This is a genomic window from Klebsiella sp. C360 (assembly GCF_048822415.1).
Lineage (GTDB): Bacteria > Pseudomonadota > Gammaproteobacteria > Enterobacterales > Enterobacteriaceae > Klebsiella > Klebsiella quasipneumoniae.
Genome location: NZ_JBMEZZ010000009.1, coordinates 30,458 through 57,151 on the forward strand (window position 1 = coordinate 30,458; position 26,694 = coordinate 57,151).

A 26,694-nucleotide genomic window follows, 5' to 3' on the forward strand; every position below is an offset into this window, starting at 1 on the left:
GGAGAGGCGCGTATGGTACGCCAACGGCAGGCCGATCTGCTGCTGATTGCCGCGACGGTGATTGCCGCCTGCGGCTGGATTTTTTCCCGCGAGGCGATCGCCGGCATGCCGGTATTCGCGTTCCTTGGGCTGCGCTTTTTCTTCGCCGCGCTGCTGCTGCTGCCGTTTTGCCGCGGGTTTCGCCCGCAAAAGCAGCACTGGCCAAAGCTCATCATCAGCGGGCTATGGTTTGCGCTCAACCTCTGCCTGTGGATCTACTCGGTCTCCACGACGGCGTCGCTCGGCGAAGGGGCGTTTATCATGAGCCTGTCGATGATGTTCGTCCCGCTGACCGCGTGGGTGATGATGAAGGTGCGTCCGCCGCGGGCCTGGTGGGAGTGCCTGCCGATCGCGGTGGTGGGCCTGGGCCTGCTCAGCCTGCACATGCCGATAGTCTTCCATCCCAGCCAGGGCTGGTTTTTGCTGACGGCGCTGGTGCAGTCCATCTGGTTCTGTTACACCAGCCGCTGCGCGCGTGAAGTACCGCTGATCCCCCTGACCACCGTGCAGCTGGCGATCACTGGTATCGTCGGGTTGACCCTCTCCGCTGCCGTTGAACGCTGGGACCAGCCGATGACCCTGCCGACCTTCGGCTGGCTGGTGGCCAGCATTGTCATCGCCACCAGCCTGCGCTTCGGTCTGCAGATGAAGGGGCAGAAGTACGCGGCGGTGGCCAGCGCGGCGATCATCATGGTGCTCGAACCGCTGCTGACGGTCATTGCCGCCGCGCTGTGGTATGGCGAACAGCTGCCGCTGCAGAAGATTATCGGCGGCGTGCTGATCCTGGTTGCCCAGCTGTGGTTCCGCTGGCGGATGCTTAAGCCGTAGCCTGCCCGGTGCGCGGCTGCGCCATCAATTGCAGCAGCGGCACCAGCGACAGCCCGTCCGGCATTTCGCCGCGGGCGATCAGCTGGTTTATCTCCTCAAAGGTAAACCAGCCGGTTTCCATCACTTCATCCTGATCCGCATCCATCCCCACCCAGCGTAAACCGGTGGCCAGCCAGGTGATAAACAGCTGATCGCTGCTGCCGTAGGAGGGGTTGAAGCGAATGATCTCCTCGACGCGTTGCGCCTGCCAGCCGGTCTCTTCCCGCAGCTCGCGCAGCGCGGCGACCGCCGGATCTTCCCCTTCGTCAACGCCGCCTGACGGAATGGCCCACACCACCTTGTCGATCAGGTAGCGGTAGTGGCGAATCAGCAGCACTTTGTCATCCTGGATAGCCACAATCCCCACCGCCGGGCGCGGATAGTGAATGGCGTAAAAGTCGCGGCGCTCGCCGGGGGCGATATCAATACCCACCTTGCGCATGCTGAACCACGGCGTCTCGGCGATGACCTGCGGGTCGTGCATATCGGCGGCGGTCAGTTTTTTCTTCATCCTGCCACTCCTGTCAAAAATGGAGCCTTCAGAACAACATAGCCGGAGGCGGATAGCAATCGCCGCAGGTTGGCCCGATTTCATCGATCCTTGCCCAAATGCCCCTATTGCGCCAGGCTGGTACTCAGTACGATGTTCGTCAAATCACCCCCCCTGAGGAACGCCAACATGAACATCACCCATATCCGTAACGCGACCCAGATTATTGAATACGCCGGGAAAAAGTTTCTGATCGATCCGATGCTGGCGGACAAGGGCGCCTGGCCGGGTTTTCCTGGCACCGCGCGCAGCGAGCTGCGCAACCCGCTGGTGGCGCTGCCTTTTTCCCGCGATAAAATCATCGACGTTGACGCGGTGATCGTCACCCATACCCATGACGATCACTGGGACGAGGCGGCGATCGCCGCGATCCCGAAAACCCTGCCGGTGTTCGTCCAGCACGAAGCCGACGGCGCGCTGCTGCGCAGCCAGGGTTTCCAGGATATCCGCCTGCTGACGGCAGACAGCGAATTTGCCGGCGTGCGCCTGCTGAAAACCACCTCCGGCCAGCACGGCAGCGATCGCACCTACGCGGTGCCGGCGATGGCCGAACGCCTGGGCGAGGCCTGCGGCGTGCTGTTTCGCCATCCGCAGGAGAAGACGCTGTGGCTGGTGGGGGATACCATCTGGCGTGATGAAATTGCAGCCGACCTGCTGAAGCTGCGCCCGGACGTGGTGGTCCTCAACGCCGGCTACGCCCACGTCATCGGCTTTGGCCCGATTATCATGGGCAAAGAGGATCTCCTGAACGTACACTTCACCCTGCCGGAAGCGAAAATCATGGCGATTCACCTGGAAGCGGTCAACCACTGCCTGGTGAGCCGGGAAGAGATGCGCCAGTATGCGCTGGATAATCAGATAGCCGAGGTAGTGTGTATCCCGCAGGATGGGGAAACCGTGGTTTATTAACGTGCGCAAGGGGAAGGAACGATGAAACTCACCGACGTGGCGATTGTTGCCGTAGAGGGCTTTAGCCCGTTTCATTACGCCGTTCCCTGCATGCTGTTTGGCGATTCGGTCTCTGAAAGCAAACGCTTTAACCTGCACATTTGCGCCGAGCGGCCGGGGCTGCTGCGCGCCCGCGACGGCTTTGCGCTGTACGCCAGCGGCGATTACGCCGTGCTGGAACAGGCGGATATCGTGGTGGTGCCTTACTGGGGCGAGGTTGACCGCCGCCCGCCGCAGGCGCTGCTTGATAGCCTGGTGCGGGCCCGGAATAACGGCGCGGAAATCGTCGGTCTGTGCCTCGGCGCGTTCGTTCTGGGCTACGCCGGGCTGCTGGACGGGAAACGCGCGGCGACCCACTGGGAGTTTGAGCAGGATTTTCAGCGCCGGTTTCCGCAGGTGCGGCTGGATATCAACGCCCTGTACGTCGACGACCAGCGGATCATTACTTCGGCGGGCACCGCGGCGGCGCTGGACTGTTGCCTCTACATCATCCGCCAGCGTTTCGGCAGCCTCGCGGCCAACCAGATCGCCCGGCGGCTGATTGTTTCACCGCACCGCGAGGGCGGCCAGGCGCAGTTCATCGCCCAGCCGGTGCCGAAAAACACCCGCGATGCGCGAATCAACTGCCTGCTGGATTATCTGCAGCAGCATATTGCCGAGCCGCATAATCTCGATTCGCTGGCGCGGGTGGTGGCGATGAGCCGCCGCAGCCTGACCCGCCACTTCGCCCGGGCGACCGGGATGAGCATTACCGACTGGCTGACCGCCGAACGCCTGCGCCGCAGCCAGAGCCTGCTTGAGGCGGGCGATCTGCCGGTTGAGCAGGTGGCGGAGGCGGTGGGCTATCTCTCTGCCGTCACCTGGCGTCAGCAGTTTAAAGCGCGCTTTGGCGTCAGTCCGACCGAATGGCGGCGCACCTTTCGCCGCGGCGCTTAGCCGGCGAGGGTCGCGCTGTCGATCACGAAGCGGTATTTCACGTCGCCCTTGACCATTCTTTCCCAGGCTTCGTTGATCTCATCCCCGCGGATCAGTTCGATATCGGCGACGATGCCGTGTTCAGCGCAGAAGTCGAGCATCTCCTGAGTTTCCGGAATACCGCCGATCATCGAGCCGGCAATCGACCGGCGGCGGAAGATCAGATTGAACACTTCCGGCGACGGATGCGGCGTGGCCGGAGCGCCCACCAGCGTCATGGTGCCATCGCGTTTCAGCAGCGTGGTGAAGGCATCGAGATTGTGCGGCGCCGCCACGGTGTTGAGGATGAAATCGAAGCTTTTGACGTGGGCCGCCATTTCGTCTTCGTTACGCGACACCACCACCTCATCGGCGCCCAGCGCTCTGGCCGCATTACGCTTGGATTCGGAGGTGGTAAAAGCCACCACGTGAGCCCCCATGGCGTGGGCCAACTTGATTCCCATATGCCCAAGGCCGCCGATGCCGACCACGCCGACTTTTTTACCCGGTCCGGCGTGCCAGTGGCGCAGCGGCGAGTACGTCGTGATCCCGGCGCACAGCAGCGGCGCGACGGCGGCCAGCTGCGCTTCGGGATGGGTTATCCGCAGCACGTAGTGTTCTTTAACCACGATCTGCTGTGAATAGCCGCCCAGAGTGTGGCCCGGCGCGTCCTGAGTCGGTCCGTTGTAGGTCAGCACCATATTGTCGCAGTAGTTCTCCAGCCCCTCAGCGCACTCCTCGCACTGTTGGCAGCTATCGACCATGCAGCCGACGCCCACCAGATCGCCGACGGCGTAGCGCGAGACAGCGTCGCCGACCGCGGTGACCCGGCCCACAATTTCATGCCCCGGCACGCAGGGATAGAGCGTTCCCGCCCATTCCGATCGCGCCTGGTGGAGATCGGAGTGGCAGACGCCGCAGTAGGCGATGGCGATCTGCACATCCTGCGGCCCCGGTTCGCGGCGGGTGATGGCCATTGATTCCAGCGGCTGGCTGGCGGAGTAGGTACCTATAGCGTTGATCAGCATAGCGAAACCTCTTGATCGAATAGAGCGGGAGATGGATGCGGGTGGTCAGTGGCATCGATAAGGGTAGCCTGGACTGGGAGAGATGCGAGGGGGAAAGCGGCATCAGACACGGCGTAAGCGAGCGAGTCGCCGGAGCCGCAATTTATAAGACAGGTTTATCATTTAAGCGGCTAAGCCGTATAAATATTTACGAAAATTATTGTTTTTTAGTGATGGAAAATCGAGGTAAACCGCTTATGCCGATAATAATGCTTACACTCTTTTTATTATGGAAACGACTTGGTTTTTATTCATGATTGCGCGTGTTGATACTATTACCGCTGAAAATCATGCCCTTCAACCTGACTTAATGACACAACACGATGTCGAAACCTGACGCCAACGGCCAGAATTCCCGGTCATTACCCTCTTTTTTTTATGGACGACGAACAAAACCGTTACCTGCGGTGGAATCCTTATTATCCGCGTTCCGGCCTGTCAGCACCCCTTTTGAACTGGCGCAGTCAAACTATTACCATTTTCCCTTGGCCCAAAGCGAATCCGGCTTCATTCTCCTCGAAGAAGGCGTGGCTTCAGTTTGCTTTGCGGAAAATCAACTGGTGATATCGACGGTCCTCGCCCCGGCAATATTGGGATTAATTGATAATTATGGCGTGTTTAACGGGCTCCCGGATAAACGCCACTGTTCTCTGTTTGCTGAGACGGATTTAAGCGGGCGCTGGATAGCGCATCAGGCCGCGGTCAATATCCTGAATGAGAAAAACCTGTGGCAGGAGATGGCCCATATCCTGACGCAGCGGTTGATGGTGTTGAGCATGCGCGAGCGGGAGCTGCTGGGGGTGGACTCTTACCAGATGGTGCGCATCCTGTTAATGGAGCTGGCGGTCTATTCGGAGACGTATCGTAGACAGATCAATGTATTAAGGTTTATCCAGCGGCGTACCAACCTGTCGCGTAGCCGCATTATGTCGATTCTGTCGGAGCTGCGCAAAGGCGGTTATATTATTATCCACCGCGGGGTGTTGATGACTATCGCCCAACCGCTTCCCGCCAATTTTTGAGCCTGGCAGGCGAAGGGCGTGATTTGTCGCCCCCCACCTGCTGGTCCGCTTAGGGCTCAATCGCCGTCAGGTAGTCCAGCCGCAGCGGCTCAGCCAGCAGACGCTCCATCTGCGTAACAAACGCCTGAAAATAGGGCATCTCTACATGCGCATCAAGGGCGTCCTGTCCACGCCACGCTTCGCGCATGTAGAAAGTGTCCGGCGCGTCGCGCAGCTGGAACAGCGCGTAGTCGAGATTGCCCGGCTCCTGTCTCGTCGGCAGGAGCAGCTTCTGCAGGGCCTGGCGCAGCGCGTCCGTTTGGCCTGGTTTCGCCTTGAGCACGGCGAGAAGGGTTATCATCTTAAAATCCCTCCAGCACGATCTTGCCCACCGCGCGTCCGGTTTCCAGCTGGCGATGCGCTTTCTGCAGATTGTCGGCAGTGATGGCGCCGTAGTGTTCGCCGAGGGTGGTTTTGATCGTGTGGTTGTCGATCAGGGCCGCCACGCGGGTCAGCAGCTGATGCTGGGCGATCATGTCATCCGTCTCAAACATTGAGCGGGTGAACATAAATTCCCAGTGCAGGGAGAGGCTTTTGGCTTTCAGCGGCACCACGTCCAGGGTCTCCGGATCATCAATCAGCGCTAGCTTGCCCTGCGGGGCGAGGGCGTCAATCAGCGCGTTGAAGTGCTGGTCGGTGTTGGTCAGGCTGGCGACATGGGTCACCGCGTTGATGCCGATACGCGCCAGCTCGTCGGCGAGCGGCTTGCTGTGATCGATAACATGGTGCGCGCCCGCCTCGCGGACCCACCGTTGACTCTCCGGACGCGAGGCGGTGCCGATCACCGTCATGGCGGTCAGTTTACTGGCCAGCTGGGTCAGGATCGAGCCCACGCCGCCCGCCGCGCCGACGATCAGCAGCGTGTCGCCCGCGTTGCCGCCTTCCGTGACGCCGAGACGGTGAAACAGCAGCTCCCAGGCGGTGATCGCCGTCAGCGGCAGCGCGGCGGCGGAGGCGTTATCGAGGGTGCGCGGTTTGTGCGCCACCAGGCGCTCATCCACCAGCTGATATTCACTGTTGCTGCCGGCCCGGCCCAGGGCGCCGGCGTACCAGATCTCATCGCCTGGCGCGAACAGCGTCACTTCCTCGCCGACGGACTGCACCACGCCAACGGCGTCCCAGCCCAGCACCCGCGGCGTGTCGCCCTGGAAGCCGGCGCGCACTTTGGTGTCTACCGGATTGACCGAGACCGCCTTCACGGCAACCAGCAGGTCACGCCCGTGGGCGGAGGGGACCGGCAGGTCGATCTCGGTTAAAAAAGGGATATTGTCGCCGTCAGCGGCGGCTTGAGTAATGGCGATAGCTTTCATAACTGCTCCGGTCTGTGAATCGGGTGAATAAAGCGATGACGCGATAGTAGACCGGTGCCGGGAGGGGAAAAACGGGTTAACGGCAATAACAGTTATATGCAGAAAGTGAAAATCAGCCCACCTGATAGAAATCGAGCATCACCCCATCCTGAGTACGCCCGCCAGCGCAGATAAACAGCGAGGTGGTTAGCCAGCTGAGCGCGGGGGTATCCACCTCGAAGGTGGGGACGGTGCGAAAATAGATATCTTCCGGCGGAATAGTGCTAAAAAAGCGCATATCGTCGGCGAACAGTTGGTCATGATAGTGGGCCGGCACCCGGCGGATACCGTTGTTTTCCACGTACACCGTCCCTTCCTCCACCTGCAGGGCATAGCGGGCGGATAGCCTGCATGTGCCGTCGGGCCCGATAATCTGGCTATCGACGCCGCCGGGCAGCACGTGGCCGCGTAATTGACCCGAGACGCTGCCGCCGAGAATCGGGATCAGCTGGCGCTTGCCGGTCTGCGGACTGCGGGAGACTATCACCGGTTTATCAACCTGGATGGTAATGGAAAAACAGTGTCTCAGTTCGGGGGTCATCATGGCTCTCCTGTTTCGGTTGGCAACGGCACGCGGCCTTTGCGCCAGTGTAACGGGTTTGCAGGAGACAAAATAACGCAGGGTTTGGATGAAAATGATTGGCTGAGATGATGGGTTTTGCGACTCAGTTTGGTTGGGCGTGGCTGTGGGCGAGCAGAGGCAAACTGGCGGAAGATCACAGGAGTTGAACCTGCCCGGGACCGCTGGCGGCCCCAACTGGATTTGAAGTCCAGCCACCTCACCGGAGATGACGATCTTCCGCGCCTCGATTGCTACATGGAGGCGGGGCGCATTATAGCTACTTTCAGCCGTTTACCACATACCTGAACGCACTTTTTTACTGTTAAAACTGGACTTTGCAGAACAGTCTGAGACAAATCCGTTCAAAATCCATGAGTTACACTTTTTCATACTCTTTTCAGGCTCACGCGATCGCAAAATACATGAAACATATTCTGATAATGACCTAATTCATCTTCCTGCGGCAAAGGCTGACAAATAATGTAACCGGTACCCATCCGTGGTGCCGCTAAGGGAATTGTGCCCATATGAAAGATCCTGTTTTGTCCGTCAAAGAGAAAATTGGCTACGGCATCATGGTCGACGGCGCCACCCTCCCCATTATTCTCGCCTTGTTCACCCTCGTTCCGGCGGAGAGGGTTTTTTTATTCCATTTTTGTACAAAAAGTAACATTCATTTCAGTCTGGTGACTCAGGCCGCAGACGCTATTCCTGAACGGTGATAGCGTATGCTGCCGCTGAGAGGAGCCCGCCATGGACTTAGAAAATATCTTTCGTGACGTGAAGCTAAGCAAAACGGAAATGACCGTGCTGCGCTTTATCCAGAACGACCCGGAGCTGTGTATCCGCCAGGGGATCCGCGCCGTGGCGGAGCAGTGCTACAGTAACCCCTCCTCGCTGGTGCGGTTGGCGAAAAAGCTTAAGTTCAGCGGCTGGCTGGAGCTGGTCTATTTCATCAAGTTCAATATCACCATGCCGAAGCTCGATGTCACCAACGATATCGACTATATGAGCATTCAGCCGGCGGAGGCGCTGACGCCGCTGCTGGCAAGCCTTGCGCAGCAGCGCGTCCTGATCCACGGCAGCGGTTTTTCGCAGCTGATTGCCCAGTATATTTATAACAAGTTCCTCGTCACTGGGGTGAATGCCAGCCTGGCGCTGTGGCCGGATTACGAAATCCTTGAGCAGAAAAACGCCGCTCGCTTCGACTCCATCTGGATCATTTCTAAATCCGGGCGCAGCAGCTCGGCGCTCAACTGGGTGAAGGCCCTGGAGGGGAAGGAGATCAACCTGGTCTGCTTTACCGGTGATTATCAGAGCCCGCTGGCGCAGGCTGCGGATACGGCGTTTATCATTCACGATCCGCAGAAGTTCGACGATGATATTTACTGGAGCAACCCGTTTTTCGGCTACTGCATCCTAGGCTTTGAGCGGCTACTGAAGATGTGGTTTACCCGCGCACCTGGCAATAGGTAGCTCCGCTAAGCGCAGTGCCGCCGGGCAATATATCAGGCGCCGCGCCGCCATGTTGCCGGGTGGCGGCTGCGCCTTACCCGGCCTACGCCTCCAGGTCCGGTCAGTGATTTACCGCCAGGCGGCGAACTGCTTATCGTCGAGATAAGCTTCGACCAGGGTTTTCGCCAGCGACCAGGAACCGATCAGCGGGTGCGCCATCAGCGCCCGCACCGCCAGCGACTTATCCTGCTGCAGGATCGCCGCTACCGCCAGCCGCTCATACTCTTTCACGCAGGAAATCATGTTCTTCTGCGCCGTCGGCACCTTCGTCGGCGTGACCGGCCTGAGGCCCTCCCGGCTCAGGTCGCAGCTGATCTCAATCACGTCGTCAGGGCGCAAAAAGTCGAGCGTGCCATTATTCTGGATCGACACCACGATCCGCTTGGTGGTGGTGCTGTTCACCGCTTCCAGAATATCCAGCGCCACCCCGGCATAGCCGCCGGTGTCCGGCTCTTCGATAAACTGCCGCAGCGTCAGCGGCTCGCGGGTATGAAATTTCTCCTGCCGGGATTCGTTCTGCATATAGCTGTTTTCCCGGCGCAGGTAGTGCTGCATCCAGATATTGAAGGCGGCTTCCGGCTGCGTTCTGGCATCCACGGTGCGCAGCGCCTGGCGCATCTCCTGATTGATACGGGCGATCTGCTCCCCGCGCGTTTCGCCTGCCCCCTGAATCGCCTTCAGCGCCTCGTCGCGATAGTAGTAATAATAGAGATATTCGTTGAGTAACTGGTTATCGCACAGCCGCACCAGCTCGGGTGAGAAGTACTGCATCGCGGTCTTCTGGTACAGCGCCGGGCTGGCGATCAGCCGCTCGGTCACCGCTTCCCCGCGCACGGTGAAGTGGGTAAACCAGGAGAAATGGTTCAGCCCATAGCATTCCACGCTCAGGTCGCGCTCCTCACAGCCGAGGATCGCCGGCAGTTCACGAATCAGCTCGGAAGGCGCATCGCAGATCCCATAGACCCGACGCTTAAAGCCGGACTTGACGATCGCTTCCGTCACCAGGCCTGACGGGTTGGTAAAGTTAAACAGAATGGCGTCTTCGGCGGCATGCGCTTCGATCAGCCGGCAATAGTCGAGGATCGCCGGGATCGAGCGCATGGCCATCGCGAAGCCGCCGGCGCCGGTGGTCTCCTGGCCGAGGGTGTTATGTTGCAGCGCAATGCGCTCGTCGCGAATGCGGCTTTCATCGCCGCCGACCCGCAGGGTGGTAATAATATAATTGGCGTTTTGCAGCGCCGCGACCGGGTCGGTGGTGGTCGTGAAATGAATATCCGGGCGAATGGTCGTAAATACATAGCGGGCAATTTCGCCGAATATCGCCAGATTATCCGCAGAGTTATCGAGAAAAACCACCTCCGTTAAACCAATGCGGTGAGCATTATATGCCAGAGATTTCGCTAAAAATGCAGAGCGAACGCCGCCCCCGCCTAATACGGTTAATTTCATACAAACTCCTCATTAATTTTCTGCTAACCAGTTATCAACCCGGGAACGTACCTGTCCCACTTTTACGCCATAAATAACCTGAACTTCATTACGATTGCGCACCACGCCGTTGGCGCCGGTATTTTTTAATTGCGCGTCATCAACTTGCGCCATATCGCGCACGGCTACGCGCAGACGTGTAAAACAATTATCGACGGAGAGAATATTCTCCTTGCCCCCGAGGCCGCGGATAATGTCATCGGTAACCGACTGCGGCTGCGCGACTTTCTGGCGGTACTCCGCTTTGCTGTAGAGCTTCACGTTCTCGTCATCTTCCCGGCCCGGCGTTTTCAGATTCAGCTTCACCACCAGGGTGCGGAAAATCACGTAGTAGACGGCGAACTGGCCGATCCCGATAAGGACATATCCCGGCCAGCGCGTTAAGGAGACCGGCAGCGGCAGGTTATAGATCAGAAATTCGATCAGGCCCGATGCGCCCCAGGGGCGTACGGTGAAGAGGTCGCAAATGGCCTGCGAGGCGGCGGTTAACGTCGCATGGATCACCCACAGCAGCGGCGAGACAAACAAAAAGGTGAACTCAATCGGCTCGGTGATGCCGGTCAGCATGGAGGTGATAATCGCCGGCAGCAGAATCGCCTTAGCCATTACTTTTTTCTCCGGCTTCGCGGTGTGGTAGAACGCCAGCGAGGCGCCGGCGAGGCCGAAGATGGTGGTCATCCCTTGCTGTGAGAAGCGTAGGGCCTCATTCATCACCGGGGTCAGATCCGGGTGGCGCATATAGGCGAGGAAAATGGCCTGGGTACCGGAGACCACCTGGCCGTCCACGTTCAGGGTGCCGCCAATCTGGGTGAGCTGGAAGGGGGACCAGACAAAATGGTGCAGGCCGGTCGGGATAAGAAATTTTTCAAAGAAACCATAGACGAAGACCCCGGCGACCCCGGCATTTTTCATAAAGCCGGTGAGGGCGGAGATGCCGTGGGTCATAAACGGCCAAATCCAGGTAAAGGCGATGGCGTAGAAGATAACCACCGGCGTCATCGCCACCAGCGTCAGCTTGGCGCCGCCGTACATCGACAGCGCGCCGGGCAGGTCAATGGTAGAGACTTTATTGTGCACCCACGCGATGGTGCAGCCGAGAATAATGCCAAGGAAAACGCCCATATCCACCACCACAAAGCCCAGTAGCTGGGTTTGCCCGGTGCCATAATATTCACCGTTAATTTTTTCGGCGAGTCCGTGGGTGTGTTCCAGCCAGGAGTGGTTGGCGCCAAGAAACATAATGAAGCACATCACCGCAACCAGCGCGACTTCGGTTTTTTTATCTTTTGCCAGACCATAGCTAATGCCGACGCAAAATAATAAGCCGAGGTTGCCAAATAAAGGCCAAAAGGTGTCGCCGAGCATCTGCCCAAGCTGGTGCAGGAAACTGGTTTCAGCAATTAATGTCGGATTAGTTAATACTGAACTGAGGGCCAGAATTAAGCCAATGACCGGCAAGAATAATACGGCGCCGATCATGGCCCGGGAGAATTTTTGCATATTCTCCAGAATACGCTGACGTATTTCAGGCATGATTGATCCTTTTATATTTTTGTAGGGACAGGGAGCGGTTTTTTATCGACTTCCAGTATTTTGGTTATAGCAACTCTGATATTTGAAGGGAACCAGTAGCGGTAAATAGGCACAGATAGCCGCTTATTGCACACAGGTTTCAGAATGCCTGCAGACCCTCTCCCTGACAGGGAGAGGGCATAGCCAGAGCGGCGTTTTTGCTGAGAAACCTTCCCTCTCCCGTGGGGGAGAGGGGGATGGGATATCGCTATGGCGTGACGGGAGCGGGCGCTGGCGCGGCGGGGGCGGTATTGACCTCGCCGTTGCGCATCGTTTGCGCCACCTGCTGTTTCTCCATGTTCACGGCGCTAAGCTGTGCGTTGACCGTCGGCTTGAGCGGGGCATCGGCCTGCACGCTGCCGCTGGCGGTCAGCTGGAGATTGCCATCCCCGCTGATGGGGAGCGAAGGCCAGCCCCAGGCCTGCAGAATATTCAGCGGCACGCCGCGGCCGTTCAAGCTCAGATTGACCTGGCGCTGCGGCAGCTGGGATACCGCGGCGGTGGCCTGCAGGATACCGCGCTCGGTGAACGCGCTGAGCTCAGTGATATTGAGCGTCGACGCCGTGGCGCTCAGCTTGAGTGAAGGGCGGCGCACGTCAATTCGGTTAAAAGTCGCCGCCGCGGCGTTCAGCGTCGCACTACCGTTCCACACCCCCCAGCTGCCGTTTTTCACCAGTTGAAGCTCGCCGCCATAGCCATCGAGAGCGGTAATTTGCCATGGGAAGGCAGGGTCCACATCGATGATCAGGTTGCGGCTGGCGCTGAATTTTTTCAGCGTCAGGCTTTGCAGCCAGGCCGGCAGCGGCGTCATCCACAGCGGCTTCCAGTTCGCCGGCAGCGTGTACTCCAGCCCGGCGAAGGCGGTGTCGTCGAGCACCAGCGCGTTACCGGCGCGCAGCCAGTTGCCGGAGGTTCGCACCATGCCGCCCTCCCAGCGCGAGGAGAACTGGCGCAGGGCAATACCCTGGGGTGAAAATTCGGCATTCACGATCGGGTCGAAAAAGTGCAGCGAGCCGTAGATAAATTCGCTGGCATTCATCGACAGCGTGCCGTCCTGGCTCTGCCAGCCGCCGTGACTGAGCGTCAGGTTGCGCAGGTTCAGGTCGAGGTCGGTTACCGCCCAGTCCGGCCCCTGCAGGCGGGCGTCGGTGATATCCAGGCGGCCAATCTGCAGAGAGGGGACCGTGGTTAACGGCGCGAAAAAGTCGGCCAGCGAGGCGGCGCTCTGCAGTCGGATCTCATTTAGCTGAAGGTTATCCACCAGCCAGCTGCCGTCGGAGCTGCGTTTCGCATTGCCGGTTAAGGTACCGCGGGCGACATCGGCGCCGAGGGTGGAGAGGGTGACTTCGCCCTGATCAATCTTGCCCTGAATCAGGACGTTGCTGGCTTCGACGCCGTTGAGCGTCATTGAACCCGCGCTCATCTGGATCTGCGCCGTTTTCCCCAGCACATTGCCTGCCTCCGGCGCCCATGGGCTGACGCCGCCGGTGACGCGCTGCGCGCTGAGCGCCCAGCCGGTTTCCGGACTATTGAAAGCCATATTGCGCAACATCAGCCGGTCGGCAGCGAACGGCAGGTCGGCAGAGTGGGGGGACAGATTCAGGGTGCCGTCGTTAAGGACAATCTCATCCGCATGCAGCGGGTCGCTAAACTGGCGGGTGCTGAAACCAATATCGACCGTTTTCGCCACCAGGGTTGCCGGCTTGCCTTCCCGGCCAAAGGTGACGTTTTGCAACTGCACATGCAGAGGGGAGGAGAAATCATGATCCATCGCATCGAAGGAGACCTGCCAGCCGGTGCCATTGCTGAGCCAGGCGCTGGCCTGGCGGGCGCCCCAGTGGGTTTGCAGCAGGAACCACGCGCCAACCATGACGAGCAGCAGAGCGACTAGCAGCCAGAGAATCAGCTTTCCAAGAAATTTCATGGTCTTCCATTCTGTGAGATGCACATAACCGTGTTATGCCCGATTTAGGCGCACTTCTCAAGGCAGGCGTGGTTTATTTCCGTGACGGAGCAGGCGGTGGAGGACAACAGGGGGGCGTCCCGGCCGATGGCACGACCGGGGGCGCGTTAAATCAGGCTTTTTCCGGCGGGTAAATTAAATTCAGAACAATCGCCGTGATACCGCCGGCGGCGATGCCGGAGGAGAGCAGATTCTTCAGCCAGTCCGGCGCGAACTGCAGGATCAACGGCTGTTGCGACACGCCGAGGCCCACCGCCAGCGACAGGGCGATAATCAGGATCGCCCGGCGATTCAGCGGCTCGCGGGAGACGATGCGCACGCCGGACGCGGCGATGGTGCCGAACATCACCAGCGTGGCGCCGCCGAGCACCGGCTCAGGGATATGCTGTACGAAACCGCTCACCGCCGGGAACAGCCCGAGGACGATCAGCATCAGCGCTACCACAAAGCCGACGTAGCGGCTGGCGACGCCGGTCAGCTGGATCACGCCGTTGTTCTGGCCGAAGCAGGAGTTCGGGAAGGTGTTGAAGACCGCGGAAACAAAGGAGTTGAGGCCGTTAGCCAGCACGCCGCCTTTCAGGCGTTTCATATACAGCGGACCGGAGACCGGCTGCTCGGAGACATCGGAGGTGGCGGTGATATCGCCGATGGTTTCCAGGGAGGTGATCATAAACACCAGCATCAGCGGCAGCAGCAGGCTCCAGTCGATGCCGAGGCCATAGTACAGCGGCGTCGGAACGGTGATGAGGCTGCTGTTGGTCGGGGCGGTGTTGGCCGGCAGCATATCGAGGAACCACGCCGCCAGATAGCCCGCCGCCATGGCAATCACCAGCGAAGCGATGCGCAAATAGGGATTACGCTGGCGGTTGAGAATGATGATCAGCGCCAGCACGATGCCCGCCAGCAGCAGGTTCTTCGGCGAGCCGAAGGTGTGGTCGGCCATCGCCGCGTAGCCGCCGCCGATGGAGGTCAATCCGACCTGAATCAACGACAGGCCGATAATCATCACCACCACGCCGGAGACCAGCGGGGTAATGATGCGGCGCGCCAGATGCAGGACGCGGGAGAGAACCATTTCCGTGCAGCTGGCCAGCATCAGGGTGCCGAACAGGGCGGCCATCATTGTCGGGACGTCGGCGCCGCCGGTTTTCAGCGCGGTGCCGCCCATGATGAGCGGGGCGACAAAGTTGAAGCTGGTGCCCTGGATGGAGAGCAGTCCGGAACCGACCGGGCCCCAGGCTTTGATCTGAATAATGGAGGCCACGCCCGAGGCGAACAGCGACATGCTGATGATATGTTGGGTATCTTGCGCCGGGAGACCGAGAGCCTGGCAGATTAACAGCGCCGGGGTGATCACCGCGACAAACATCGCCAGCAGGTGCTGGAAGGCGGCGAACAGGGTTTGCGGTAGCGGTGGGCGATCTTCGAGGCGGTAGATTAATTCGCTGGCTGGTTTATGCGCAACCGGTTGCGCATTTTCTGACTCTGCGGTGTTAACGGACATCACAAGCAATCCCAAGGTGGCAAAGCGGGAATTTTATCGGACTGTAGACCAAAAGCAAACGTTTGCCAGCGTTTGCCCATAAAAATTTATGCCGTGAATATGCGCAACGAGATAATTAACATTTTGTATGCTAAATCGCATCATTCAGGATACAAAATATGTTTTTCTGTCATTTTTTCCGCCGTTCTGCGTAAAATCCCCCTCTGACTCCTCATGATGAGAAGCTAAAGACACCAGGAATATCGTCGCGTGTGAATGGATCATGCGCCATAAGGAGCTTTTTATGTTTCATCTCGATACCTTATCGACGCTCGTTGCCGCAACGCTTGTGCTGTTACTCGGCAGAAAACTCGTCCAAACCGTTCCCCTCCTCAAGCAATACACCATTCCTGAACCTGTTGCCGGCGGTCTGCTGGTGGCGCTGGCGCTGCTGGTGCTGAAAAAAAGTATGGGTATCGAAATTGATTTCGATATGAGCCTCAAAGATCCGCTGATGCTGGCATTCTTCGCCACCATCGGGCTTAACGCCAACCTCGCCAGCCTGCGGGCGGGCGGCAAGGTGCTGGGTACCTTTCTGATTGTGGTGGTTGGTCTGCTGCTGCTGCAGAACGCTCTCGGTATCGGCATGGCGAAGCTGCTGGGGCTGGATCCGCTGATGGGTCTGCTGGCCGGCACTATCACCCTTTCAGGTGGCCACGGCACCGGCGCGGCGTGGAGCAAGCTGTTCGTTGAGCGCTATGGTTTTGCCAATGCCACTGAGGTGGCGATGGCCTGCGCGACCTTCGGCCTGGTGCTTGGCGGTCTGATCGGCGGCCCGGTGGCGCGTTACTTGGTGAAACACTCTTCCTCTCCTGACGGGACGCCGGACGATCAGGTGGCGCCGACCGCCTTTGAAAAGCCGGACGTGGGGCGGGTGATCACGTCGCTGGTGCTGATCGAGAGTATCGCCCTGATCGCCATCTGTCTGACGCTGGGCAAGGTGGTTGCGCAACTGCTGGCGGGCAGCGTCTTTGAGCTGCCGACCTTCGTCTGCGTGCTGTTTATCGGCGTGATCCTTAGCAACAGCCTGGCGCTGGCGGGGTTGTATCGGGTATTCGATCGCGCGGTGTCGGTGCTGGGTAACGTCAGCCTGTCGCTGTTCCTCGCCATGGCGCTGATGAGCCTCAAACTGTGGGAGTTGGCCTCCCTGGCGCTGCCGATGATTATTATCCTGGCGGTCCAGGCGTTGGCGATGGCGCTGTATGCGGTGTTCGTCACCTACCGGATGATGGGCAAAAACTACGATGCCGCGGTGCTGGCGGCGGGCCACTGTGGGTTTGGTCTGGGGGCAACGCCGACGGCGATTGCCAATATGCAGGCGATTACCGACCGTTTTGGCCCGTCGCACATGGCCTTCCTGGTGGTGCCGATGGTGGGGGCGTTCTTTATCGATATCGTCAACGCGCTGGTGATTAAGCTGTTTCTGCTGCTGCCGGTGTTTGGCTGATAAAAACCCGGAGGCGGTGCGCTACCTGATTATGCGGTCTGCGGGCTGTGTAGCCCGGGTAAGGCGTTTACGCCGCAACCCGGGGATACCCCGGGATTTATGCGTTGGCGCGGCTTCTCCCCGGCTCGCGCTGCGCTTAGCCGGGCTAAGGGGTGTGCGGCCTGCTGGTTGTATCCCGGCCAAGGCGTTTACGCCGCCAGCCGGGAATACCTCAACAATCTTACGCTTCGTCGTGCTCTTCCCACGCCAGGGCGCGTTTCACCGCTTTCTTCCAGCCGCTGTAGCGATAGTTGCGCTCGGTGGTTTCAATGCCCGGGCGGAATTCGCGCTCAATCACCGCTTTCTCCTGCAGCTCATCAAGGTTCTGCCAGAAGCCGACCGCCAGCCCGGCCAGATAGGCGGCGCCCAGGGCTGTGACTTCGCGCACTTCCGGACGCTCCACACGGGTGCCGAGGATATCGGACTGGAACTGCATCAGGAAGTTGTTGGCCACCGCGCCGCCGTCCACGCGCAGGGCATGCAGACGGATACCGGAGTCAGCCTGCATTGCTTCCAGCACGTCGCGGGTCTGATAGGCGATGGACTCCAGCGTCGCACGGATAATGTGGTTCGAGTTCACGCCGCGGGTGAGGCCGAAAATCGCGCCGCGGGCATACGGGTCCCAGTAGGGCGCGCCAAGACCGGTGAATGCGGGCACGACATACACGCCGTTGGTGTCCTTCACTTTGGTGGCGAAGTACTCGGAGTCGAACGCATCGCTGATGAGCTTCATCTCGTCGCGCAGCCACTGAATGGAGGCGCCAGCCATAAACACCGCCCCTTCCAGAGCGTAGTTCACCTCGCCGCGCGGACCGCAGGCGATGGTGGTCAGCAAACCGTGAGTGGAGGTCACCGCTTTTTCGCCGGTGTTCATCAGCATAAAGCAGCCGGTGCCATAGGTATTTTTCGCCATCCCTTCCTTGACGCACAGCTGGCCGAACAGGGCCGCCTGCTGGTCACCGGCGATCCCGGCGATAGGAATACGGGTCCCGCCTTTACCACCGATGTTGGTCTGGCCGTACACTTCGGACGACTTGCGCACTTCCGGCAGCATGGCGCGCGGAATATCCAGCGCGTCGAGCATCTTATCGTCCCAGTCCAGGTCGTGGATGTTGAACAGCATGGTGCGCGAGGCGTTGGTGTAGTCGGTGACGTGCACGCGACCCTGGGTCATCTTCCAGATAAGCCAGGTGTCCACGGTGCCAAACAGCAGCTCACCGCGCTTCGCACGCTCACGGGAACCTTCGACATGGTCGAGGATCCATTTCACCTTGGTGCCGGAGAAGTAGGGGTCCACCACCAGGCCAGTGGCCTTGCGGATATACTCCTCCATCCCATCACGCTTGAGCTGCTCGCAGATCTCTGCGGTGCGGCGGCACTGCCAGACGATGGCGTTATAGATCGGTTTGCCGGTCTCACGCTCCCACACCACCACGGTCTCACGCTGGTTGGTGATACCGATGGCCGCGATCTGATCGGAGTTGATATCCGCTTTGGCCAGCGCTTCGACCAGCGTCGAGCTTTGGGACGCCCAGATTTCCATCGGGTCGTGTTCGACCCAGCCTGGCTTAGGATAAATTTGTTCGAATTCTCGCTGGGAGACGCTGACGATATTGGCATCATGATCCATCACAACGGCCCGGGAGCTGGTAGTGCCCTGGTCAAGCGCAACGATATATTTTTTGTCGGTCATAGTCGGTGTCCCGTAGTCAGATTACAGCGAAGCTTTATGTTGAGTGGTGGAAGAGGAGGGGCTCTGTTGCTCTTCGTCCACGCAGGTGTCGCAAGGCAGGTGGCGGCCAATCAGCTTACGATAGCTGAACGCGCCCAGCGCCGCGCCGACCACCGGTGCGCACAGCGGCACCAGGAAATAAGGTATATCTTTGCCGCCGGTGAAGGCGACATCACCCCAGCCGGCCAGCCAGGCGAAGGCTTTCGGGCCGATATCACGCGCCGGGTTCATGGCGAAGCCGGTCAGCGGGCCCATGGAGGCGCCAATCACCGCGATCAGCAGGCCGATCAGCAGCGGCGCCAGCGGGCCGCGCGGCACGCCGTTGCCATCGTCGGTCAGCGCCAGAATGACGCCCATCAGGATAGCGGTAATCACCATCTCTACCGCGAAGGCCTGCACAAAATTGATATGCGGGTTCGGGTAAGTGGAGAAGATGCCAGCCAGATCAAGGCTTTCCACGCTGCCGCGTACCATATGGTGGGTGGTTTCATAATCGAGGAAAAGATTGTAATAAAGCCCGTAAACTAATGCCGCAGCGCAAAAGGCGCCAGCGAATTGCGAAATAATAAAAGGAACCACTTTGCGGCCATCGAAGCAGGCGAACAGCCAGAGCGCGATGGTCACCGCAGGGTTAAGGTGCGCACCGGATACCCCGGCGGTCAGGTAGATCGCCATGGCGACGCCCAGACCCCAGATGATGCTGATTTCCCATTGTCCGAAGCTGGCTCCCGCGACCTTGAGCGCAGCCACGCACCCAACGCCGAAAAAGATCAACAACCCGGTACCGAGGAACTCTGCGATGCACTGGCCTTTTAAGGTTGATGTTTGGCTCATAATCGAATCCTGAAGCGTGATGATGATTATTGTATGTAGGGTGGTCACAGACGACCATATTGCCATGTAGGCATAGTGTTAATTTATCGTTAACGAGCAAAAACGAGAAATATCGAACTTCAAATGTGTGTACCACGTCAAGAAAATGAGCGTTTTCGCGCCATTCGCGCGCATTGAGCGCGCTGCCGGAGCGTTTCACCTCGCATTTTGTTAACCATAAAATTAACAATGGCTCATGAAGTACGAGCGAACTGCGCTGAAAGTACCAGGTAAAGACTGAAAAGTGTTGCAAACCGCAATCTGCGCGGCTTGCCGCTGGACAGGGGAGGCGGGGATTCATACAATCGACGATAACACCGCTATGTGCGCTAATTTTCGTTAAGGCGGGACCGCGTATACGAAACACCAGTTTCTATCAACGCCTTGCAAGTTCAGGAGAGGTATGACGATGTCATTAGAAGTGTTTGAGAAATTAGAATCTAAGGTTCAGCAGGCGATTGATACCATCACTCTGTTGCAGATGGAAATCGAAGAGCTGAAAGAAAAGAACAACACCCTGGCGCAGGAAGTTCAGAGCGCGCAGCATGGTCGTGAAGAGCTGGAGCGCGAAAACAGCCAGCTGAAAGAGCAGCAGCAGGGCTGGCAGGAGCGTCTGCAGGCGCTGCTGGGCCGCATGGAAGAAGTCTAATCGCTTCGCACCCTCTCCCGCCAGGGAGGGGGTGATCCTTATCCCTTCCTTTATTCTCGCAAGTTATAGCCAATCTTTTTTTATTCTTTAATCATTGAATCGCTTTCTGGCACGCTTAGCCCATCACAACACGACATAAAGAGAGCGGTGCGATGAATAAGTGGGGCGTAGGGTTAACTCTGTTGCTGGCATCCGCCAGCGTTCTGGCAAAAGACATTCAGCTATTAAACGTATCTTATGATCCAACGCGCGAGCTGTACGAACAGTACAACAAAGCGTTCAGCGCGCACTGGAAGCAGGAGACCGGCGACAACGTGGTGATCCGCCAGTCGCACGGCGGCTCCGGCAAGCAGGCGACCTCGGTGATTAACGGTATTGAAGCGGATGTGGTTACGCTGGCGCTGGCCTACGACGTCGACGCGATCGCCGAGCGCGGCCGTATCGATAAAAACTGGCTTAAGCGCCTGCCGGATAACTCCGCGCCCTATACTTCCACCATCGTGTTCCTCGTCCGTAAGGGCAACCCGAAACAGATCCATGACTGGAACGACCTGATCAAACCGGGCGTGTCGGTCATTACCCCGAACCCGAAAAGCTCCGGCGGCGCTCGCTGGAACTACCTGGCGGCCTGGGGCTATGCCCTGCATCAGAACCATGGCGACCAGGCGAAAGCCCAGGAGTTCGTCAAGGCGCTGTATAAAAACGTGGAAGTGCTGGACTCCGGCGCGCGCGGTTCGACCAATACCTTCGTAGAACGCGGGATCGGCGATGTGCTGATCGCCTGGGAAAACGAAGCGCTGCTGGCGACCAACGAACTGGGCAAAGACAAGTTTGAAATCGTGACTCCGAGTGAGTCGATTCTGGCTGAGCCGACCGTTTCGGTGGTCGATAAAGTCGTGGATAAGAAAGGCACCCGCCAGGTGGCGGAAGCGTACCTGAAGTATCTCTACTCGCCGGAAGGCCAGGAGATTGCGGCGAAGAACTTCTACCGTCCGCGCGATCCGAACGTGGCGAAGAAATATGCTAATGAATTCCCGAAACTGAAGCTGTTCACCATCGATCAGGAGTTCGGCGGCTGGACGAAAGCGCAGAAAGCGCACTTCTCCAACGGCGGCACCTTCGACCAGATTAGCCAGCGTTAAACCTCTCCAGCCCCGCTCCGGCGGGGCTTGCTGCCATCGCCCTGCAGCGGCTGTGCTTGCGCGGGCCCTCAGGCCGCCAGCGTAGCCCGGGCGAGGCGTCAGACGCCATCCGGAAAAGCGCCCCGCCCGTCATCTGTTTTCATTTAGTCATCAAATTACGTTACTCTTCCGCTTCAGGCTTAACAGGGAATGAAAATGAGAAGAGTAAGATACTTTTTGCTGGCGCTGCTGGTGGCGATCCTCGCGGCGCTGGCCGGCGGCTACTACTGGCTGCACTCTGGCAACCCGGACGCGTTGCGCAAGATTGTTCTGCAGCAGTGCGTTCCCCATCAGCAACAGCAGCAAAACCCGTCGCCGTGCGCCGAAGTGAACCTCAAGGGCGGCTATGTGCTGTTTAAAGACCGTAACGGCCCGCTGCAGTATTTGCTGATGCCGACTTACCGCATTAACGGCACCGAAAGCCCGCTGCTGTTGGATCCGCTGACGCCCAACTTCTTCTGGCAGGCCTGGCAGGGGCGTGAAATCATGAGCCAGCGCCACGGCGCGCCGGTTCCGGATAACGCGGTATCGCTGGCAATCAACTCGCGCAGCGGACGCACGCAAAACCATTTCCATATTCATATCTCTTGCCTGCGCCCCGATGTGCGCGCGCAGTTAGATAAGGATGCGGCGGCGATCAGCAGCCGCTGGCTGCCGCTACCGGGTGGGCTTGAGGGCCATGAATACCTGGCGCGCCGGGTGACGGAGGCGGAGCTGGCCCAGCGCAGCCCATTCCTGATGCTGGCGGAAGAGGTGCCGGAGGCGCGTCAGCATATGGGACGCTTCGCGCTGGCGATGGCCCAGCAGAGCGACGGCTCGCTGGTGCTGCTGGCGACGGAGCGTAACCTGCTGTCTCTGAACCGGGCCTCGGCGGAAGAGATTCAGGATCATCGCTGCGCCATCCTTAACGCAAACCACTAGTTCTGGCGTTTACCTGTCTTACCTGTCGTCGTATTCTTGCTGAAAAAAACGACAGGAGACAGGCATGTCGCTCTGGCTTACCCACCCGCTGTTCCTCCCTTCACTGATTGTCGGCGTCACCATTGTGCTCTGGGCGACGTCGCTGCTGCCGGAGTTTATCACCGCGCTGCTGTTTTTCGCTGCGGCGATGATGGCGAAAATCGCCCCGCCGGAGGTGATCTTTGGCGGCTTTGCCTCCTCGGCCTTCTGGCTGGTGTTCAGCGGCTTTGTGCTCGGCATCGCGATCCGTAAAACCGGGCTGGCGGACCGGGCGGCGCAGGCGTTGTCGGCGCGGCTAACCGACTCCTGGCCGCGGATGGTCGCCAGCGTGGTACTCCTGAGCTACGCCCTGGCGTTCGTGATGCCTTCCAACATGGGGCGCATCGCGCTGCTGATGCCGATCGTGGCGGCGATGGCCCGCCGGGCGGGCATTGCCGACGGTAGCCGCGGCTGGTTCGGCCTGGCGCTGGCGGTGGGATTCGGCACCTTTCAGCTGTCGGCGACCATTCTGCCCGCCAACGTGCCGAATCTGGTGATGAGCGGCGCGGCGGAAGGCTCGTACGGTATCCACCTGAATTATGTCCCCTATTTACTGCTGCATACGCCGGTGCTTGGCTGGCTGAAAGGGGCGGCGCTGGTGGCGCTAATCTGCTGGCTGTTTCCTGGTAAGCCGCATCCGCCGCGCGACCTGGCGCCGCTGCCGGCGATGAGCCGCGACGAGAAGCGTCTGGCGTGGCTGCTGGCGGTGGTCCTCACGCTGTGGGTGACCGAGAGCTGGCACGGCGTCGGCCCGGCGTGGACCGGCCTGGCGGCGGCGGTGGTAACGCTGCTGCCGCGGGTGGGCTTTATCAGCGGCGAGGAGTTTGCCAGCGGCGTGAATATGCGCACCTGCATCTACGTCGCCGGGATTCTGGGGCTGGCGATCACCGTCACCCAAACCGGGATTGGCGGCGTGGTGGGCAATGCGCTGCTGGAAGTGATGCCCCTGGATAAAGACAATCCTTTCACCAGCTTTCTCGCTCTGACCGGGATAACCAGCGCGCTGAACTTTATTATGACCGCCAACGGCGTGCCGGCGCTCTACACCACCTTTGCCCAGAGCTTTGCCGACGCCACCGGCTTCCCGTTGCTGAGCGTAATTATGATTCAGGTGCTGGGCTATTCCACGCCGCTGCTGCCGTATCAAGCGTCGCCGATCGTGGTCGCGATGGGGTTAGGCAAGGTCCCGGCGAGGGCGGGGATGCTGCTGTGTCTGGCGCTGGCGGCGGTGAGCTATTTGATTTTGCTGCCGCTGGACTACGCCTGGTATCAGCTGTTGGGGAAACTGTAGCGGCAAAAAAAGCCCGGCTTGCGCTGTGCGAAGCCGGGCTTCAGAGATTTATCAGTCATCCCGGTCGCGTGTCGCCGCCGGGAAAAGCGGATTAGGCTTTTTTCGCCGCTTCTGCAGCTTTCACGATCACCGCGAAAGCGTCTGCTTTCAGGGAAGCGCCGCCAACCAGCGCGCCGTCGATGTCCGGCTGGGTGAACAGCTCTGCTGCGTTGCCAGCGTTAACGGAACCGCCGTACTGGATGATCACTTGCTCAGCGATTTTGGCGTCAGCTTTAGCAATGTGGTCACGGATGAATTTGTGCACCGCCTGAGCCTGAGCCGGGGTCGCGGATTTGCCGGTACCGATAGCCCATACGGGTTCGTAAGCGATAACCACGCCTTCGAAAGCGGCAGCGCCCTGCGTTTTCAGTACCGCGTCGATCTGACGCGCGCAAACTTCTTCCGTTTTGCCCGCTTCGTTTTCCGCTTCGGTTTCACCGATGCACAGTACCGGAGTCAGACCCTGCTCTTTCAGCACGGCGAATTTCTTCGCGATCAGCTCGTCGGATTCTTTGTGGTAGGTACGACGCTCGGAGTGGCCGATGATGATGTACTGCGCGCCGATATCTTTCAGCATTTCGGCGGAGGTTTCACCGGTGAAAGCGCCGGACAGGTTCACGTCAACGTTCTGCGCGCCCAGGTGGATGTGGCTGCCTTCTGCCGCACGCTTAGCCAGGTCCAGATACATTTCCGGCGGGGCGATGGCAACTGCACAGCCGCTTACGCCAGCCAGCTCGGTACGCAGGTTCGCAACCAGTTCGTTTACCATGTGGCGGCTGCCGTTCAGTTTCCAGTTACCCATCACTAAAGGATGTCGCATTTTAATTCTCCACGCTACTTAAGCGAATTAAGGAATATAGCCGCCCCCGAGGGCAGCATGGTCTGTGAAACAGTATAGAGACTCGTCACTGGAAAGGCTTTGCTTTTTGTCATTTATTGTTACCTTCCAGCGTTTCAGATAGCGCCAGCTTAATCGGTTCAATAGCGAAGGTCAGACCCTTTTCGCCATGATCTGCCACCACATAGCGCACGGCGCCCTCGGTGTCGGCGAAGTAGCGTTTGCCTTTGCCGGCGGTCAGCAGTTTCTGCAGTTTTTGCTGGCTCTGCGCCGGGCTAAGGGTGGGCACGAAGGCGCGGATCATGGCGCTCATATACTCCAGCGCTTTGGCCTTCGCCGCTTTTTGCTCCGGCCCCTGGATCGGTAGCCAGGTGATCTGCATGGATTTGATCTTCAGCGTGCCGCGCTCCAGCGCGGTGGAGGCATAGAGATTTTCGTTTATCTTGCTGGCGGCGCGGGTCAGGTTAGCCCGATCGCGGCTGGTTGATATGGAACGGAATTCATTCAGAGGCAGCTTCGGGTTATCGGCGTTAAATTTTTCCCGGAACTGGCTGATCGACAAGTCAAAGCTCGGCGCGCCGGCGAGCAGGTAGGGGGCAGCGGTCGTCGATTCACTTTCTGCGGACAACGCGTGCGGGCCGACGGCAAGGCCCATCAGCCCACTGAAACACAAGATTGTCCACTTCTTCATGCCCGTCGTTCCTTTTTTTGCCTGCTGACGATTAAATCGGGAAGCGCGGCGCTTGTCAAAAAGTCACGACGCCAGGGTAAACTACGCAGACGATGATGATAAGGAAAAACGCATGACCCTACAGCAGTGGTTATTCTCAATTAAAGGGCGCATTGGCCGCCGCGATTTCTGGATCTGGATTGCCATCTGGCTGGTGACCATGAGCGCTCTGTTCACCCTGGCAGGCAGCAATCTGCTTAATCTGCAGACGGCGGCGTTTATTATCGTCTGCCTGCTGTGGCCGACGGCGGCGGTGGTAGTGAAGCGACTGCACGATCGCGGCAAATCCGGACTGTGGGCGCTGCTGATGATTTTGGCGTGGATGCTGCTGGCGGGGAACTGGGCGATGCTGCCGCAGGTCTGGCAGTGGGGCGTCGGGCGCTTTGTGCCGACGCTGATTATCGTCATGATGCTGATCGACCTGGGGGCGTTTGTCGGCACCCAGGGCGAGAATAAGTTCGGCAAGGAGACCCAGGACGTGCGCTGGAAAGCGGACGCCTGATTACCAGTAATGCTCCGCCGTCATGTGGCCCGGCCGGCGACGCAGATGTTTGGTCATCTGCCGGGTCTCTTTTAACAGCTGTTGGGTATCGCGCACCATCTGCGGGTTGCCGCACAGCATCACATGGCTGGTGTCGTTGGTCATCGGCAGGCCGACCGCCTCCTCCAGCGCCCCGGTTTCAATCAGGAACGGCACCCGGCCGGTCAGCGAGCCTGCCACGGTTTCGCGACTGACCACCGTCTGGATGCGTAATTTGCCGGCGTAGCGCTGCTCAAGCTCGCGCATCAGCGGCAGATAGCTCAGGTCCGCGGCGTAGCGCACGGCATGGACCAGCACCAGATGGTTAAAGCGCTCAAGATCTTTGCCTTCCTGGAGAATCGACAGGTAAGGCCCAAGCGCGGTGCCGGTCGCCAGCATCCACAGGGTATCGCAATCCGGTACTTCCTCGAGGACGAAGAAGCCAGCCGCTTCGCTCACCACCTGGACCTCATCGCCCGGCTTCAGCGCCGCCAGACGCGGGCTCAGTTTGCCTTCCGGGACGGTGACCAGATAGAACTCGAGATCGGGATTGCCGGGAGCGTTGACGTAGGAGTAGGCGCGCTGCACGCGTTCGCCGTCGATTTCCAGCCCGAGCTTGGTAAATTGCCCGGCGGTAAACGGCTGAACCGGCGCCCGCACGTATAAACTGAACAAGGCGTCCGTCCAGTACTCCACTTTTGTCACTTTGCCGCTAACCCAGTCCGCCATCGTCTTCTCCTGTTGCCAAGCGATGCTTTATCTTCGGCCCAGACGGGCAAGATTTCCACCCCGCAGGCGCAAGAAAGCTCTATTGATCAAATATAAACGAAGAACAGGACAACCGCCCGCGGACGGTTGCCTGGAGGAGAAAAAGCGGT

26 protein-coding genes and 1 tRNA gene are annotated in these 26,694 nt (G+C 59.2%); 12 read left to right on the top strand and 15 right to left on the bottom strand.

Features of this window, described 5'->3' with window-relative positions:
* The first annotated feature begins 12 nt into the window (after nucleotides 1-12).
* Nucleotides 13-867: a DMT family transporter gene (locus ACOI7D_RS20750; protein WP_023291399.1), complete on the top strand. Its 855-nt coding sequence runs from the start codon at nucleotides 13-15 to the stop codon at nucleotides 865-867.
* Here the strand turns inward: ACOI7D_RS20750 and ACOI7D_RS20755 are convergent.
* Nucleotides 857-1,417, bottom strand: a complete 561-nt coding sequence (locus ACOI7D_RS20755; RefSeq protein WP_109546805.1) for an NUDIX hydrolase — start codon at nucleotides 1,415-1,417, stop codon at nucleotides 857-859. The two genes, ACOI7D_RS20750 and ACOI7D_RS20755, sit on opposite strands and share 11 nt — an antisense overlap.
* Before the next feature lie 168 nt (nucleotides 1,418-1,585).
* Here ACOI7D_RS20755 and ACOI7D_RS20760 point away from each other — a divergent pair, with 168 nt between their 5' ends.
* Both ACOI7D_RS20760 and ACOI7D_RS20765 read left to right on the top strand, forming a co-directional pair.
* Nucleotides 1,586-2,365 (top strand): MBL fold metallo-hydrolase, encoded by a 780-nt coding sequence (locus ACOI7D_RS20760; RefSeq protein ID WP_023291397.1) that lies wholly within the window; start codon nucleotides 1,586-1,588, stop codon nucleotides 2,363-2,365.
* Nucleotides 2,366-2,386: 21 nt separating this feature from the next.
* Nucleotides 2,387-3,340, top strand: coding sequence for a GlxA family transcriptional regulator (locus ACOI7D_RS20765; protein WP_023291396.1), 954 nt, complete (start codon nucleotides 2,387-2,389; stop codon nucleotides 3,338-3,340).
* On the opposite strand, the gene ACOI7D_RS20770 is transcribed toward ACOI7D_RS20765, so the two are convergent.
* Nucleotides 3,337-4,386 carry an NAD(P)-dependent alcohol dehydrogenase gene (locus ACOI7D_RS20770; protein ID WP_109546806.1) on the bottom strand — a complete coding sequence of 350 codons (1,050 nt, stop codon included), beginning with the start codon at nucleotides 4,384-4,386 and terminating at the stop codon, nucleotides 3,337-3,339. The two genes, ACOI7D_RS20765 and ACOI7D_RS20770, sit on opposite strands and share 4 nt — an antisense overlap.
* Before the next feature lie 362 nt (nucleotides 4,387-4,748).
* Between ACOI7D_RS20770 and ACOI7D_RS20775 the strand changes: the two genes are divergently transcribed.
* Nucleotides 4,749-5,447: a winged helix-turn-helix transcriptional regulator gene (locus tag ACOI7D_RS20775; RefSeq protein WP_109546807.1), complete on the top strand. Its 699-nt coding sequence runs from the start codon at nucleotides 4,749-4,751 to the stop codon at nucleotides 5,445-5,447.
* A gap of 49 nt (nucleotides 5,448-5,496) precedes the next feature.
* Here the strand turns inward: ACOI7D_RS20775 and ACOI7D_RS20780 are convergent, their stop codons facing one another.
* From ACOI7D_RS20780 to ACOI7D_RS20795, 4 genes are all read right to left on the bottom strand, one after another.
* Nucleotides 5,497-5,787 (bottom strand): putative quinol monooxygenase, encoded by a 291-nt coding sequence (locus ACOI7D_RS20780; RefSeq protein WP_023291393.1) that lies wholly within the window; start codon nucleotides 5,785-5,787, stop codon nucleotides 5,497-5,499.
* Between the two features lies 1 nt (nucleotide 5,788).
* A complete protein-coding gene (locus tag ACOI7D_RS20785; protein ID WP_244341727.1) occupies nucleotides 5,789-6,796 on the bottom strand; it encodes a zinc-binding alcohol dehydrogenase family protein in 1,008 nt (335 codons plus the stop codon).
* 112 nt (nucleotides 6,797-6,908) lie between these two features.
* A complete protein-coding gene (locus tag ACOI7D_RS20790) occupies nucleotides 6,909-7,376 on the bottom strand; it encodes a DUF3237 domain-containing protein (protein ID WP_032454383.1) in 468 nt (155 codons plus the stop codon).
* 165 nt (nucleotides 7,377-7,541) lie between these two features.
* Nucleotides 7,542-7,636: transfer RNA gene (locus ACOI7D_RS20795), tRNA-Sec, on the bottom strand.
* 288 nt (nucleotides 7,637-7,924) lie between these two features.
* Between ACOI7D_RS20795 and ACOI7D_RS20800 the strand changes: the two genes are divergently transcribed.
* Together ACOI7D_RS20800 and ACOI7D_RS20805 are read left to right on the top strand one after the other, a co-directional pair.
* Entirely contained in the window at nucleotides 7,925-8,119 is a 195-nt protein-coding gene (locus tag ACOI7D_RS20800; protein ID WP_104466479.1) for a hypothetical protein, read from the top strand.
* Between the two features lie 31 nt (nucleotides 8,120-8,150).
* Nucleotides 8,151-8,873 (top strand): MurR/RpiR family transcriptional regulator, encoded by a 723-nt coding sequence (locus ACOI7D_RS20805; RefSeq protein ID WP_032454378.1) that lies wholly within the window; start codon nucleotides 8,151-8,153, stop codon nucleotides 8,871-8,873.
* 108 nt (nucleotides 8,874-8,981) lie between these two features.
* On the opposite strand, the gene ACOI7D_RS20810 is transcribed toward ACOI7D_RS20805, so the two are convergent.
* The 4 genes from ACOI7D_RS20810 to ACOI7D_RS20825 all read right to left on the bottom strand — a co-directional run bounded on the left by ACOI7D_RS20810 (nucleotide 8,982) and on the right by ACOI7D_RS20825 (nucleotide 15,439).
* Nucleotides 8,982-10,361, bottom strand: coding sequence for a glycoside hydrolase (locus ACOI7D_RS20810; RefSeq protein WP_032454377.1), 1,380 nt, complete (start codon nucleotides 10,359-10,361; stop codon nucleotides 8,982-8,984).
* Nucleotides 10,362-10,373: 12 nt separating this feature from the next.
* Nucleotides 10,374-11,933 (bottom strand): PTS transporter subunit EIIC, encoded by a 1,560-nt coding sequence (locus tag ACOI7D_RS20815; RefSeq protein ID WP_060589887.1) that lies wholly within the window; start codon nucleotides 11,931-11,933, stop codon nucleotides 10,374-10,376.
* A 247-nt stretch (nucleotides 11,934-12,180) separates the two neighbouring features.
* Complete coding sequence (locus tag ACOI7D_RS20820; protein ID WP_104466480.1) at nucleotides 12,181-13,896, bottom strand: AsmA family protein; 1,716 nt, start codon at nucleotides 13,894-13,896, stop codon at nucleotides 12,181-12,183.
* A 151-nt stretch (nucleotides 13,897-14,047) separates the two neighbouring features.
* The gene (locus ACOI7D_RS20825) at nucleotides 14,048-15,439 is read right to left on the bottom strand and encodes a nucleobase:cation symporter-2 family protein (protein WP_109546808.1); all 1,392 of its coding nucleotides are present in this window, start codon (nucleotides 15,437-15,439) and stop codon (nucleotides 14,048-14,050) included.
* A gap of 283 nt (nucleotides 15,440-15,722) precedes the next feature.
* Here ACOI7D_RS20825 and gltS point away from each other — a divergent pair, with 283 nt between their 5' ends.
* Nucleotides 15,723-16,925 (top strand): sodium/glutamate symporter, encoded by a 1,203-nt coding sequence (gene gltS, locus ACOI7D_RS20830; protein ID WP_109547579.1) that lies wholly within the window; start codon nucleotides 15,723-15,725, stop codon nucleotides 16,923-16,925.
* Nucleotides 16,926-17,145: 220 nt separating this feature from the next.
* Here the strand turns inward: gltS and glpK are convergent, their stop codons facing one another.
* Nucleotides 17,146-18,657: a glycerol kinase GlpK gene (gene glpK, locus ACOI7D_RS20835; protein ID WP_004873089.1), complete on the bottom strand. Its 1,512-nt coding sequence runs from the start codon at nucleotides 18,655-18,657 to the stop codon at nucleotides 17,146-17,148.
* 21 nt (nucleotides 18,658-18,678) lie between these two features.
* The gene (locus ACOI7D_RS20840; protein WP_012967047.1) at nucleotides 18,679-19,530 is read right to left on the bottom strand and encodes an MIP/aquaporin family protein; all 852 of its coding nucleotides are present in this window, start codon (nucleotides 19,528-19,530) and stop codon (nucleotides 18,679-18,681) included.
* 442 nt (nucleotides 19,531-19,972) lie between these two features.
* On the opposite strand from ACOI7D_RS20840, the gene zapB reads away from it, so the two are divergent.
* From zapB to ACOI7D_RS20860, 4 genes are all read left to right on the top strand, one after another.
* On the top strand, nucleotides 19,973-20,218 hold the full coding sequence (zapB, locus tag ACOI7D_RS20845; protein ID WP_086075620.1) for a septal ring assembly protein ZapB: 246 nt from the start codon (nucleotides 19,973-19,975) through the stop codon (nucleotides 20,216-20,218).
* Nucleotides 20,219-20,370: 152 nt separating this feature from the next.
* On the top strand, nucleotides 20,371-21,360 hold the full coding sequence (locus ACOI7D_RS20850) for a sulfate ABC transporter substrate-binding protein (RefSeq protein WP_023291381.1): 990 nt from the start codon (nucleotides 20,371-20,373) through the stop codon (nucleotides 21,358-21,360).
* A 189-nt stretch (nucleotides 21,361-21,549) separates the two neighbouring features.
* The gene (locus tag ACOI7D_RS20855; protein WP_072199002.1) at nucleotides 21,550-22,320 is read left to right on the top strand and encodes a CDP-diacylglycerol diphosphatase; all 771 of its coding nucleotides are present in this window, start codon (nucleotides 21,550-21,552) and stop codon (nucleotides 22,318-22,320) included.
* 64 nt (nucleotides 22,321-22,384) lie between these two features.
* Entirely contained in the window at nucleotides 22,385-23,689 is a 1,305-nt protein-coding gene (locus tag ACOI7D_RS20860; protein ID WP_023291379.1) for an SLC13 family permease, read from the top strand.
* A 91-nt stretch (nucleotides 23,690-23,780) separates the two neighbouring features.
* Here the strand turns inward: ACOI7D_RS20860 and tpiA are convergent, their stop codons facing one another.
* Together tpiA and ACOI7D_RS20870 are read right to left on the bottom strand one after the other, a co-directional pair.
* Nucleotides 23,781-24,548 carry a triose-phosphate isomerase gene (gene tpiA, locus ACOI7D_RS20865; RefSeq protein ID WP_002922909.1) on the bottom strand — a complete coding sequence of 256 codons (768 nt, stop codon included), beginning with the start codon at nucleotides 24,546-24,548 and terminating at the stop codon, nucleotides 23,781-23,783.
* A 109-nt stretch (nucleotides 24,549-24,657) separates the two neighbouring features.
* Nucleotides 24,658-25,257, bottom strand: coding sequence for a YiiQ family protein (locus ACOI7D_RS20870; protein WP_023291378.1), 600 nt, complete (start codon nucleotides 25,255-25,257; stop codon nucleotides 24,658-24,660).
* Between the two features lie 112 nt (nucleotides 25,258-25,369).
* On the opposite strand from ACOI7D_RS20870, the gene ACOI7D_RS20875 reads away from it, so the two are divergent.
* Nucleotides 25,370-25,798: a DUF805 domain-containing protein gene (locus ACOI7D_RS20875; RefSeq protein ID WP_004173894.1), complete on the top strand. Its 429-nt coding sequence runs from the start codon at nucleotides 25,370-25,372 to the stop codon at nucleotides 25,796-25,798.
* On the opposite strand, the gene fpr is transcribed toward ACOI7D_RS20875, so the two are convergent.
* The gene (gene fpr / locus ACOI7D_RS20880; protein ID WP_048298571.1) at nucleotides 25,799-26,545 is read right to left on the bottom strand and encodes a ferredoxin--NADP(+) reductase; all 747 of its coding nucleotides are present in this window, start codon (nucleotides 26,543-26,545) and stop codon (nucleotides 25,799-25,801) included.
* Nucleotides 26,546-26,694: the final 149 nt, after the last annotated feature.

Coding starts and splice junctions, on each gene's coding strand:
- ACOI7D_RS20750 (WP_023291399.1), top strand. CDS start 13: ATGGTACGCCAACGGCAGGCCGATCTGCTGCTGATTGCCGCGACGGTG.
- ACOI7D_RS20755 (WP_109546805.1), bottom strand. CDS start 1,417: ATGAAGAAAAAACTGACCGCCGCCGATATGCACGACCCGCAGGTCATC.
- ACOI7D_RS20760 (WP_023291397.1), top strand. CDS start 1,586: ATGAACATCACCCATATCCGTAACGCGACCCAGATTATTGAATACGCC.
- ACOI7D_RS20765 (WP_023291396.1), top strand. CDS start 2,387: ATGAAACTCACCGACGTGGCGATTGTTGCCGTAGAGGGCTTTAGCCCG.
- ACOI7D_RS20770 (WP_109546806.1), bottom strand. CDS start 4,386: ATGCTGATCAACGCTATAGGTACCTACTCCGCCAGCCAGCCGCTGGAA.
- ACOI7D_RS20775 (WP_109546807.1), top strand. CDS start 4,749: ATGTCGAAACCTGACGCCAACGGCCAGAATTCCCGGTCATTACCCTCT.
- ACOI7D_RS20780 (WP_023291393.1), bottom strand. CDS start 5,787: ATGATAACCCTTCTCGCCGTGCTCAAGGCGAAACCAGGCCAAACGGAC.
- ACOI7D_RS20785 (WP_244341727.1), bottom strand. CDS start 6,796: ATGAAAGCTATCGCCATTACTCAAGCCGCCGCTGACGGCGACAATATC.
- ACOI7D_RS20790 (WP_032454383.1), bottom strand. CDS start 7,376: ATGACCCCCGAACTGAGACACTGTTTTTCCATTACCATCCAGGTTGAT.
- ACOI7D_RS20800 (WP_104466479.1), top strand. CDS start 7,925: ATGAAAGATCCTGTTTTGTCCGTCAAAGAGAAAATTGGCTACGGCATC.
- ACOI7D_RS20805 (WP_032454378.1), top strand. CDS start 8,151: ATGGACTTAGAAAATATCTTTCGTGACGTGAAGCTAAGCAAAACGGAA.
- ACOI7D_RS20810 (WP_032454377.1), bottom strand. CDS start 10,361: ATGAAATTAACCGTATTAGGCGGGGGCGGCGTTCGCTCTGCATTTTTA.
- ACOI7D_RS20815 (WP_060589887.1), bottom strand. CDS start 11,933: ATGCCTGAAATACGTCAGCGTATTCTGGAGAATATGCAAAAATTCTCC.
- ACOI7D_RS20820 (WP_104466480.1), bottom strand. CDS start 13,896: ATGAAATTTCTTGGAAAGCTGATTCTCTGGCTGCTAGTCGCTCTGCTG.
- ACOI7D_RS20825 (WP_109546808.1), bottom strand. CDS start 15,439: ATGTCCGTTAACACCGCAGAGTCAGAAAATGCGCAACCGGTTGCGCAT.
- gltS (WP_109547579.1), top strand. CDS start 15,723: ATGTTTCATCTCGATACCTTATCGACGCTCGTTGCCGCAACGCTTGTG.
- glpK (WP_004873089.1), bottom strand. CDS start 18,657: ATGACCGACAAAAAATATATCGTTGCGCTTGACCAGGGCACTACCAGC.
- ACOI7D_RS20840 (WP_012967047.1), bottom strand. CDS start 19,530: ATGAGCCAAACATCAACCTTAAAAGGCCAGTGCATCGCAGAGTTCCTC.
- zapB (WP_086075620.1), top strand. CDS start 19,973: ATGACGATGTCATTAGAAGTGTTTGAGAAATTAGAATCTAAGGTTCAG.
- ACOI7D_RS20850 (WP_023291381.1), top strand. CDS start 20,371: ATGAATAAGTGGGGCGTAGGGTTAACTCTGTTGCTGGCATCCGCCAGC.
- ACOI7D_RS20855 (WP_072199002.1), top strand. CDS start 21,550: ATGAAAATGAGAAGAGTAAGATACTTTTTGCTGGCGCTGCTGGTGGCG.
- ACOI7D_RS20860 (WP_023291379.1), top strand. CDS start 22,385: ATGTCGCTCTGGCTTACCCACCCGCTGTTCCTCCCTTCACTGATTGTC.
- tpiA (WP_002922909.1), bottom strand. CDS start 24,548: ATGCGACATCCTTTAGTGATGGGTAACTGGAAACTGAACGGCAGCCGC.
- ACOI7D_RS20870 (WP_023291378.1), bottom strand. CDS start 25,257: ATGAAGAAGTGGACAATCTTGTGTTTCAGTGGGCTGATGGGCCTTGCC.
- ACOI7D_RS20875 (WP_004173894.1), top strand. CDS start 25,370: ATGACCCTACAGCAGTGGTTATTCTCAATTAAAGGGCGCATTGGCCGC.
- fpr (WP_048298571.1), bottom strand. CDS start 26,545: ATGGCGGACTGGGTTAGCGGCAAAGTGACAAAAGTGGAGTACTGGACG.